At 43.0% G+C, this 9,973-nt stretch carries 5 protein-coding genes; all 5 read left to right on the forward strand.

The window, feature by feature from the left end; genetic code table 11:
* The first annotated feature begins 168 nt into the window (after positions 1-168).
* The 5 genes from QZT73_RS01680 (at position 169) to QZT73_RS01700 (ending at position 9,720) form a co-directional block, all read left to right on the forward strand.
* A complete protein-coding gene (locus QZT73_RS01680; RefSeq protein ID WP_291781932.1) occupies positions 169-1,974 on the forward strand; it encodes an FAD-dependent oxidoreductase in 1,806 nt (601 codons plus the stop codon).
* Positions 1,971-3,809 carry a 2-oxoacid:acceptor oxidoreductase subunit alpha gene (locus QZT73_RS01685; RefSeq protein ID WP_291786270.1) on the forward strand — a complete coding sequence of 613 codons (1,839 nt, stop codon included), beginning with the start codon at positions 1,971-1,973 and terminating at the stop codon, positions 3,807-3,809. The genes QZT73_RS01680 and QZT73_RS01685 overlap by 4 nt, the downstream gene beginning before the upstream one ends.
* Positions 3,784-4,836, forward strand: coding sequence for a 2-oxoacid:ferredoxin oxidoreductase subunit beta (locus QZT73_RS01690; protein WP_291781936.1), 1,053 nt, complete (start codon positions 3,784-3,786; stop codon positions 4,834-4,836). The genes QZT73_RS01685 and QZT73_RS01690 overlap by 26 nt, the downstream gene beginning before the upstream one ends.
* A 115-nt stretch (positions 4,837-4,951) precedes the next feature.
* Positions 4,952-7,027 (forward strand): prolyl oligopeptidase family serine peptidase, encoded by a 2,076-nt coding sequence (locus QZT73_RS01695; protein ID WP_291786273.1) that lies wholly within the window; start codon positions 4,952-4,954, stop codon positions 7,025-7,027.
* Between the two features lie 104 nt (positions 7,028-7,131).
* Complete coding sequence (locus tag QZT73_RS01700; RefSeq protein WP_291786275.1) at positions 7,132-9,720, forward strand: M14 family metallopeptidase; 2,589 nt, start codon at positions 7,132-7,134, stop codon at positions 9,718-9,720.
* The last annotated feature ends 253 nt before the right edge of the window (positions 9,721-9,973 follow it).

Raw genomic sequence — 9,973 nt, forward strand, 5'->3', positions numbered from 1 at the left:
TCACCAAAATAAGCTATATCTAAAATTTCAAGGGTAATATTTGTCAATTTTATTTATTCTCAAAACTTGCACTCATTTAATTCGATTAAAAAGCACATTAAATTCTGAAATTCATTAGATTTATTGGTGAAAGGATTTTTGGTCAATTTCAATTAACCCAGTGTACCTATGAAACCTACCAATACCCAAAATCCGGAATATTACCATAAAGTGGTGGATTGCCAATATGCCTGCCCAGCCCATACACCTGTTCCGGAATATATTCGCCTGATTGCTGCTGAGAAATATACAGAAGCCTACATGGTCAATTGGGAGTCCAATGTCTTCCCAGGCATACTGGGAAGAACCTGTGACCGTCCCTGCGAACCTGCATGCCGCCGTGTAAGGGTAGAAGAAGAACCTGTGGCCATATGCAGGCTCAAGCGGGTGGCCGCTGATAACAAAGGCGATGTCAAGCAATATATGCCTCAGGGACCATTTACTCCAAATGGCAAAAAAGTTTGTCTTATCGGTGGAGGGCCTGCTTCTTTAACTGTAGCCCGGGATTTAGCACCTTTAGGCTATGAAATCCATCTCTATGATGAACAGATTGCCGGAGGGGGTATGATGAGAAGTCAGATTCCTTCTTTTAGACTTCCCGAAGAAGTTTTGAATGAGGAAGTCAACTATATTTTGGATATGGGTATCCAAACCCAGTTTTTAACCTATGTAGATAGCCTAAAATCTATCCTTTCCAAAAATTATGATGCTGTTTTTGTGGGAACCGGTGCTCCAAAAGGCCGAGATCTTCCCAAATTACCGGGGAGAAAAGAGGGGGATAAATTTATCCATATAGGCATAGAATGGTTGGCCGGTGTAGCCTTTGAACATAACAAATCCATTGGCAAAAGGGTCATTGTACTCGGTGGGGGAAATACGGCGATGGACTGCTGTCGAACTTCCCGAAGACTGGGTGGAAAGGAAGTCAAAGTGGTAGTCAGAAGTCCATTTGAAGACATGAAAGCTTCACCTTGGGAAAAAGAAGATGCGCTCCATGAAGACATTCAGATCATTGATAATCACGTTCCTTTAAGTTTTGAAGTCCTGAATGGCAAACTTATCGGAATGAAATTCCAAAAAGTCAAGGCCTTGTATGATGAAAATGGAAAAAGGTCTTTATTGCCTACAGGAGAATCCGATGTTTTAATAGAAGCAGATGAGGTATTGATAGCCATAGGCCAAGAAAATAGCTTCCCTTGGATTGAAAGAGACTTGGGATTGGAATTCGATCAATGGAATATGCCTGTAGTGGACAAGCTAACCTTTCAATCCACCCATCCCAAAGTCTTTTTTGGTGGAGATGCTGCCTTTGGCCCTGAAAATGTCATCACAGCTGTAGCCCATGGTCATCAGGCTGCGGTATCTATCCATCTTTTTTGTGAAGGTAAAAACCTCAGAGAAAGACCTTCTCCATATACCAATCTGGTGAGCCAAAAAATGGGTATCCATGAATGGAGTTATGACAGTGGTATTGCCATAGACCAACGCTTTGTAGTCCCCCAAGCAGAAAAGGCAATTACCTTAAAAGACCGCAAAAAGGAAGTGGAATTAGGATTTGATGTGCAGACTGCATTCAAGGAGACCCAACGCTGTCTCAATTGTGATGTGCAGACAGTTTTTACCGCTGACCGTTGTATCGAATGCGATGCCTGCATGGATGTATGCCCTACCTCTTGCATCACTTTTACTGCAAATGCAGAAGAACCTGAGTTGAGGCAAAAACTTCTGGTCCCTGCAGAAAATCATACACAGGACTTATTGGTATCCGAGGGATTAAAAACAGGCCGGGTGATGGTGAAAGATGAGGATGTCTGTCTCCATTGTGGCCTTTGTGCAGAGCGTTGCCCTACTTCTGCCTGGGACATGCAGAAGTTTCTTTACTCCGTTACCAAAGCTTATCAGATGCCTGAACCCTTACCCCAGATATCCAAATGAAGCAAGCAATCAATGATTTTATCGTCCGGTTTGCAAATGTAAACGGAACAGGTTCAGCCAGTGCCAACTTCCTCTTTGCAAAAACCATTTTCAGAATGGGCATTCCTGTAACCCCCAAAAATATATTCCCTTCCAATATACAGGGGCTGCCCACTTGGTATGAGGTCAGGGTAAGTGAAAAAGGATATTTGGGGAGGAGGGAAGGCATTGACTTGATGGTATCTGTCAATCCACAGAGCATGGCACAGGATATTAAAAATATTAAACCAGGCGGCTTTTTCATGTATGACAGCACCAAAAAGCTCCCCAATGAATACCTTAGGGAAGATGTTCATTACTTGGGTGTTCCGATGATGGAAATGTCCAATGAAGCATTTACTGATCCCAGAAAGCGACAGCTCTTAAAAAACATTATCTATGTAGGGGCATTGGCCAAACTTCTAAAAATGGATGTTGCGGCTATCAATCAACTGGTCAAGGAGCAGTTTGAAGGGAAGTCCCAATTGATTCAAGCAAATATGGCCGCTTTACAACTGGGGCTGGATTACGCAGAAAAACACTTCAAATTTCCCCTGCCTTTTCATCTCGCAAAAAGAGATCTCATTGGTGATAAAATACTTATAGACGGAAATACAGCTTGTGGACTTGGTGCAGTATATGGGGGTGCGACAGTAATGGCCTGGTATCCCATCACCCCATCTACCTCAGTGGCAGAAGCATTTGAACATTATTGTCAGGAATACCGGGTAGATCCGGCAACAGGAGAAAACAAATTCGCCATAATTCAAGCCGAAGATGAACTTGCCGCCATGGGCATGGTCATCGGGGCAAGTTGGAACGGTGCCAGGGCCTTCACGGCTACCAGTGGCCCCGGTGTATCCTTAATGAACGAGTTTTTGGGACTTGCCTATTTTGCTGAAGTGCCTGCTGTATTGATAGACGTACAAAGGGCAGGTCCAAGTACCGGTATGCCAACGAGGACACAGCAACCCGACCTGCTCTTGGCTGCATATGCATCTCATGGCGATACCAAACATGTTCTTTTACTTCCTTCCACACCTAGAGAATGTTTTGACTTAACCGCCTTAAGTTTTGACCTGGCGGAAAGACTTCAAACTCCCATTATGGTCATGACGGACTTGGATTTGGGTATGAATGACCATATTTCTGAACCTTTCCATTGGGAAGATGAAAGGGAATACGATAGGGGAAAAGTATTGAATGCGGAAGAACTGGATCATATAGGGAAATTTGGCAGGTACCTGGATATGGATGGAGATGGCATCCCTAGCCGTACTTATCCAGGAACCCATCCTACAAAGGGGGCCTTTTTTACACGGGGTACCTCCAAAGATGAGTATGCAGCCTATACAGAAGACGGAGCTGCTTACAAAAGAAATATGGACAGGTTATTGAAAAAATGGGATACCGCCAAATCCCTTGTTCCTAAGGCACAAATCTATCAGGAAAAAAACAAATCTGAAATTGGAATGATGTTCTTTGGCACTTCCCAGTTTTCTGCCGAAGAGGCCAAAGACCTGTTGGCAGAGGAAGGTTTGCATTTAGATGCTATCCGCATTAAAGCTTTCCCCTTTGGGGAAGAAGTGGGAGAATTTATCAATTCTCATCGCATAGTTTTCGTAATCGAACAAAACAGAGATGCACAAATGCGAAAAATGATCATGATGGAAACGGATACTGCCCCTTCCAAATTGGCTCCGGTTCTCAACTTTGACGGCATGCCGATCACTGCTGACACCATCAAAAGCGAGATTATCCAGTATTTAATATTAGAAAAAGAACAGGATCATGAGTTATCTAAAACCACTGTTTAAGCATCCACGATTACCCAAAAATAAATTGGGTTATACCCTGAAGGAATACGAGGGATCTCTTTCAACACTCTGTGCAGGCTGTGGACATGATAGCATTTCGGCAGCAATAGTCCAGGCTTGCTATGAAATGTCTGTAGAACCCCATAAAGTCGCTAAAATATCCGGAATAGGCTGTTCTTCAAAAACACCCACCTATTTTCTGGGCAATTCCCATGGATTCAATTCTGTTCACGGCAGAATGCCTTCGGTAGCCACAGGTGCCAGTATGGCAAACAAGGACCTCTTATATTTTGGAGTTTCGGGAGATGGAGATTCGGCCTCCATTGGCATGGGGCAGTTTGTCCATGTCATCAGAAGGAACCTGAATATGGTTTACATTGTGATGAACAATGGCTGCTATGGCCTGACCAAGGGCCAGGATTCTGCCACTGCCGACCAAGGTTCTAAAAGCAAAGCTGGATCCATCAACCCTTTTCAAGCCATTGATCTGGCAAGTATGGCCATAGAATTGGGTGCTTCATTTGTAGCACAAAGTTTCAGCGGAGACAAGCAGCAATTGGTCCCCTTAATCAAAGCAGCCATGCAACACAAGGGGTTTGCATTTTTAAATGTTATATCTCCCTGTGTCACATTTAATAACAATCCAGGATCAACCAAATCTTATGATTATGTAAGGGAGCATATCGAAGCCACTTCTACACTCGACTTTGTTCCGGAAATGCCAGAAATCAAGGCTTCTTATGAAAGTGGCCAATCTACCAGTTTGGCTTTACACGATGGCTCTTTGGTTCAACTCAACAAATTGGCTACAGACTGGGATCCTGAAAACAGAATTTCTGCCGTCAATGCCTTGCAACAGGCACGGGCAAAGCAAGAAATCCTAACAGGACTCTTGTATGTGAATTCGGAATGGAAAGACTTGCATGGCGTTTTGAACACTTACCATATGCCATTAAACCGCTTGGATGAATCTGATCTTTGCCCTGGTGAAGAAAACCTGCTTTCCATTAATGCCAGTTACAGGTAAATCCTCATTCCCGGCTTAATTTGGTCTTTCAGGCTTACCCAAACAAAAGGTAGAGTTTATTTCCTCCTTTGCCTTTGATTTAAAATAAATTTTGATGCTATAACCTCTCATCAACATGAAGCGAGCTCTCTCCTTATTCCTTTTATCTTTTTTAATCCAATTCACTTTTGCCCAATCCATTGCTGATTTTCTTTCAGCTCCATTTCCCAGTGCGATGACTGTCTCCTCAGATGGACAAAAACTGGCATGGGTTTTCAATGCTCAGGGAGAACGGAATATCTATTTGGCCACCTCTCCAAACTATCAAGCGGAAAAGCTGACGGACTATAAAGGAGATAACGGTTTAGACTTGGGAGAACTGATATTTTCCTTGGATGGAAAATATCTGGCATTTGTAAGGGGAAATACCAAAAACCAGCAAGGTGAACCTGCCAACCCTGCCTTATTACAGGAAAATCCAGAACAAAGAGTCTTTATCCTGGATTTGGAGAAAAAAACAATTAACACGGTAGGTATAGGAAATTCACCTCTATTCCACCCAAGTGGGCAAAGTCTGGTCTATCTAAGGGGAGGCAAAGTATATCAAAGGAGCTTCAAAAGTGATGATTCGGGAGAGAGTCCACTGTTTGTAAACAGGGGTTCTATTTCACAGTTGAGCTGGTCACCGGATGGGAAATGGCTGGCCTTTAAAAGTGGCCGGACCGACCATGCCTTCGTAGGCCTGTATCATGTCGAAGATAAAAAAATCAGCTATCCCGAGACTTCATTAGACCACGATGAATACCCAAGCTGGTCGCCAGACGGCAAGTTTTTGGCTTACCTTAGGGTGCCAAATATCAACAACCGCATCCTTTTCACCCCGATCAAAGAAAGTAATCCATGGAGCATCCGGGTATTGGACCTGGCCACAATGGAGGCCAAAGAAGTTTTTAAATCCAAAGAAGGTATTGGCAGTGTAATGGTTCGCGATCTTCCAGCCCAAAACGAACGGCTCTGGTGGACAAGTTCGGGTGAATTGGTATTCCCATGGGAAAATAATGGTTGGATGCAGCTGTATATGGTCAATATATCCAACGGAAATTGGCAAAGACTGAGCACCGGGTCAGGATTTGTAGAACGGGTCCAGACAACTTTTGATCAGGATGAATTACTCCTTACTTCCAATAATTTCAAAATCAATGGGAGACAAGTGGTACGTTTAGACCTGAAAAAGAAGACCGTTGAACTGCTTTCTGATTTGGAAGAAAACCATTGGTCCCCTTTTAAAACCAAAGGCGGTTTGGCCTATATTTCTTCTAATTACCAGAGACCTGCCTGGCCCATGCTGAAAACCACCGATAAAGAAATAAGCTTGGCGGGGGAACTGTTCCCAAACCAATTTCCAAATGGACTGGTCAAGCCAGAAATATTAGAAATCAAGGCTGAGGATGGTTTTGTAAGCCATGCTTACCTGTACAAGCCTCACAATTATGAAACCGGAAAAAAATATCCTGCGGTCATTTTCCTCCACGGAGGAAGTAGAAGGCAGATGCTGGATGGATTTAATTACAGCTCTTATTACAGCAATGCCGATGCCATGCAACAGTATTTTGCTTCCCAAGGATTTATCGCCCTGACGCTCAATTACAGAAGTGGTATTGGCTATGGCATCCATTTCAGGGAGGCTGAAAATTACGGCGCCTCAGGGGCATCAGAAGTAGGGGATGTCATGGCGGCTGCTGATTATCTGGCTTCACGACCTGATGTAGAAGAAACACAAATTATCCCTTGGGGAGGGAGTTATGGGGGATACCTTACCGCCCATGCCTTGGCTCAAGCGCCAGGTAAGTTTTTAACTGGCGTCGATATTCATGGCGTCCATAACTGGAATCCGGTCATTACCAATTTCAACCCTTGGTATCAGCCGGAAAAATTCCCTGAAGCCGCTGAGTTAGCCTTCCGCTCTTCTCCCTTATATCATGTTTCCAACTGGAAAGAGCCTGTCCTCTTGATTACAGGAGATGATGACCGAAATGTCCCAGTGAGTGAAAGTGTAGAATTGATTGAAATCCTGAGAAAACAAGGGGTGGAAGTAGAACAGCTGGTCTTCCCGGATGAGGTACATTCTTTTTTAATGCACCAAAATTGGGTCAAAGCTTATGAAGCAGCTTTTGATTTCATCCAAAAGCAAAGGCAGAAAAAATCACCTTAAAATATCTCCGATCCTGTAAAAATGTCAAAAAAATATAGCTTCCATCCCTATATTGATTCTTTAAATGATTAAAAAGGAGAAACCCCAACCATTTATTGATAATTATGAAAAATTTAGCATTAACATTAATCCTTTTTTCTGTATTTGCTTTTGCTTCTTCAGCGCAAAACAGCCCTAAAGGAACGGCAAATATCGAACTGGAATATTATCTACCCGATGGCTTTACTTACGATGCCAATATCCCCAAACCCAAAGAGGTATTGGGTTTTGAAGTCGGTGAATGGAATGTGGATTATGAACAATTGGTACGCTACTTCGAAAAACTGGCCGCCACCTCTCCAAGGGTAAGCTTTGAAGTTTTCGGTTTTTCCTACGAAAAGCGTCCCCAAGTTTTGCTTACAATCACCCATCCGGATAATCTTCAAAAAATTGATCAGATCAGGGCTGAGAGGCAAAATTTAAAGGATTCCAATGCTAATTTGAATTATGAAGAAATGCCATTGGTACTACAGGCCGGTTATTCTGTACATGGTAACGAGGCCAGTGGCATCAATTCTTCATTATTAGCAGCTTACCATTTTACAGCAGCCAATGAAATCGCAGATGACCTTAAAAACATGGTCATTCTTATAGACCCTTCTCTCAATCCTGATGGGTACAGCCGCTATTCTACATGGGTCAACGCGCACAGGTCATATAACCTGAATGGAGACCCCAATACCAGGGAGTTAAGCGAGGCTTGGCCAGGAGGTCGAGGCAACCATTATTGGTTTGACCTCAACCGTGACTGGTTATTGGTACAGCATCCCGAATCTCAAAATAGGGTGAAGAAATTCCAGGAATGGTTACCCAATATTTACCTGGATTACCATGAAATGGGTACCAATTCAACATTCTTTTTCCCTCCAGGTATTCCAAGTAGAGACCATCCCCTAATTCCTAAAAAGACAGTAGAACTCACTGAAAAGATTGCTCAATACCATGCAAAAGGGATGGAAGAAATCGGTTCCCTATACTATGCCAAAGAAAGCTTTGACGAATATTACTTCGGTTATGGTTCCACCTACCCGGATATTCAGGGTTCTATCGGTATACTCTTCGAACAGGCATCCTCCCGTGGACATTTACAGGAAAGTAATTATGGTCCTTTGACTTTTGCCTTTACCATTCGCAACCAATTCAGGATGAGCATCAGCTCATTCAATGCTGCAAAGGACATGCGTGCAGAGATCAACAAATCCATGCATGATTTCTACAAAACAGCCATTCAGCAAGCCAATGCTGACACGGATAAGGCTTTTATTTTTGGCTCCCAGACAGATGGTGCTAAAAGTTTTCACCTAGCGGATATGATCCGCCAACATGCCATCGATGTATTTTCTTTGAATGAAGACATCACTGTCAACGGCGTTCCATTTTCCAAAGGAAATTCCTATATCATCCCTTTAAATCAACCGCAATACAGGTTGGTAAAAGCCTTCTTTGAAACACGAAATGAGTTTCAAGACAGCTTATTCTATGATGTCTCCGCGTGGACCATGCCCATGGCCTTCAACTTGGATTTTGCAGCATTGAGTAGCAGGATTTTAAATTTGGCAGATGTCAGCCCCCTTCAAGAAGACTTTTCCATGCCGGCAGGAGAATTAAAAGGGGAAAAAGCCGCTTATTCTTACGGATTTGGGTGGGAAGGTTATTATGCCCCTAAAGCTGCTTATCAATTAATGAAAGAAGGATATTTGGTAAGGGTAACGCATGAACCCATCACCCTTGCCGATAAAACAGTTCTCCAAAGAGGAAGTATACTGGTCAGCATGCCAAGAGATCCAAAAGACAAGAAAGACGAAGATTTGGATAGGGAATTGGAAAAAATTGCCAAAGAAACAGGATTGACCATTCATGCCATTTCCTCTGGTTATACAGGTGGAATCAATCTAGGATCTCCCCAAACTGAGGTGTTGAAAAAACCGGAAATGGCCATACTAGTAAGTACGGGAGTGGTAAGTTTAGAAGCAGGGGAAATATGGCACCTGATGGACCAGCGGATGGATGTACCAATCACTTTATTGCCTACAGAAAGGTTAGCCACTGCTGATTTGAGCCGATACAATGTGATCTCCATGCCAAATGGACCCTACAACAAGCTTGGTAAGGAAGAAGCGGAAAAAATCAAATCATGGACTTCGGCTGGAGGCACTTTAATTGCAAGAGGAAGTGCATTGGAATGGTTGAACAAACAGGAATTAGTAAAATTTGAATTCAAAGAAGAGGAGGATAAGGAAGAATCAAAGCCAGCACAACCCTATTCAGATTTTATCAAAAACACCGGAGCAAGGAGAACAAGTGGTACGATTTTCCATGCGAGTTTGGACATCAGCCACCCCGTTGGATATGGCTTCGAAAAAGGCGAAATCTTCACTTTCAGAAACAACAACCTATTTTTGGAAAAAGCGAAAAATGCTTATGCAAATCCAATGGTATATACCGAAAATCCATTGGCAAGTGGGTATGTACATCCTGAAAACGTAGAAAAGATCAAAAATACAGCTATTATCCAAGTAAAAAGACTGGGGGGCGGTCGTGTGATTGCTTTGGTAGACAATCCCAATTTTAGAGCGACTTGGTTCGGTACCAACAAACTGTTCCTCAATGCAGTATTCTTTGGTCAGACCATTAAGCCTGACACGGCAGATTAACTTACAATCCCTCCAAGGATTTTGAATCCTTGGAGGGATTATTCGTCGAATATTTTGCATTGAATAGGGGGTCTATTCGTCGCAAAACCGCTCATTTATACTTACAAGCAAAAGAAATATACGCGCTTCGTAATTTAGGGCTTGCTGAAAAAGTCTCAGGTATGCCAGCTTCAAAGCGGGCGAATAAAGATGTATGCTTATACTTCGAATGAGCCCAATGAAGAACCTGTCAAGTCGACAGGCAGGGATGGTA

It is taken from the genome of Cecembia sp., from assembly GCF_007126775.1.
Lineage (GTDB): Bacteria > Bacteroidota > Bacteroidia > Cytophagales > Cyclobacteriaceae > Cecembia.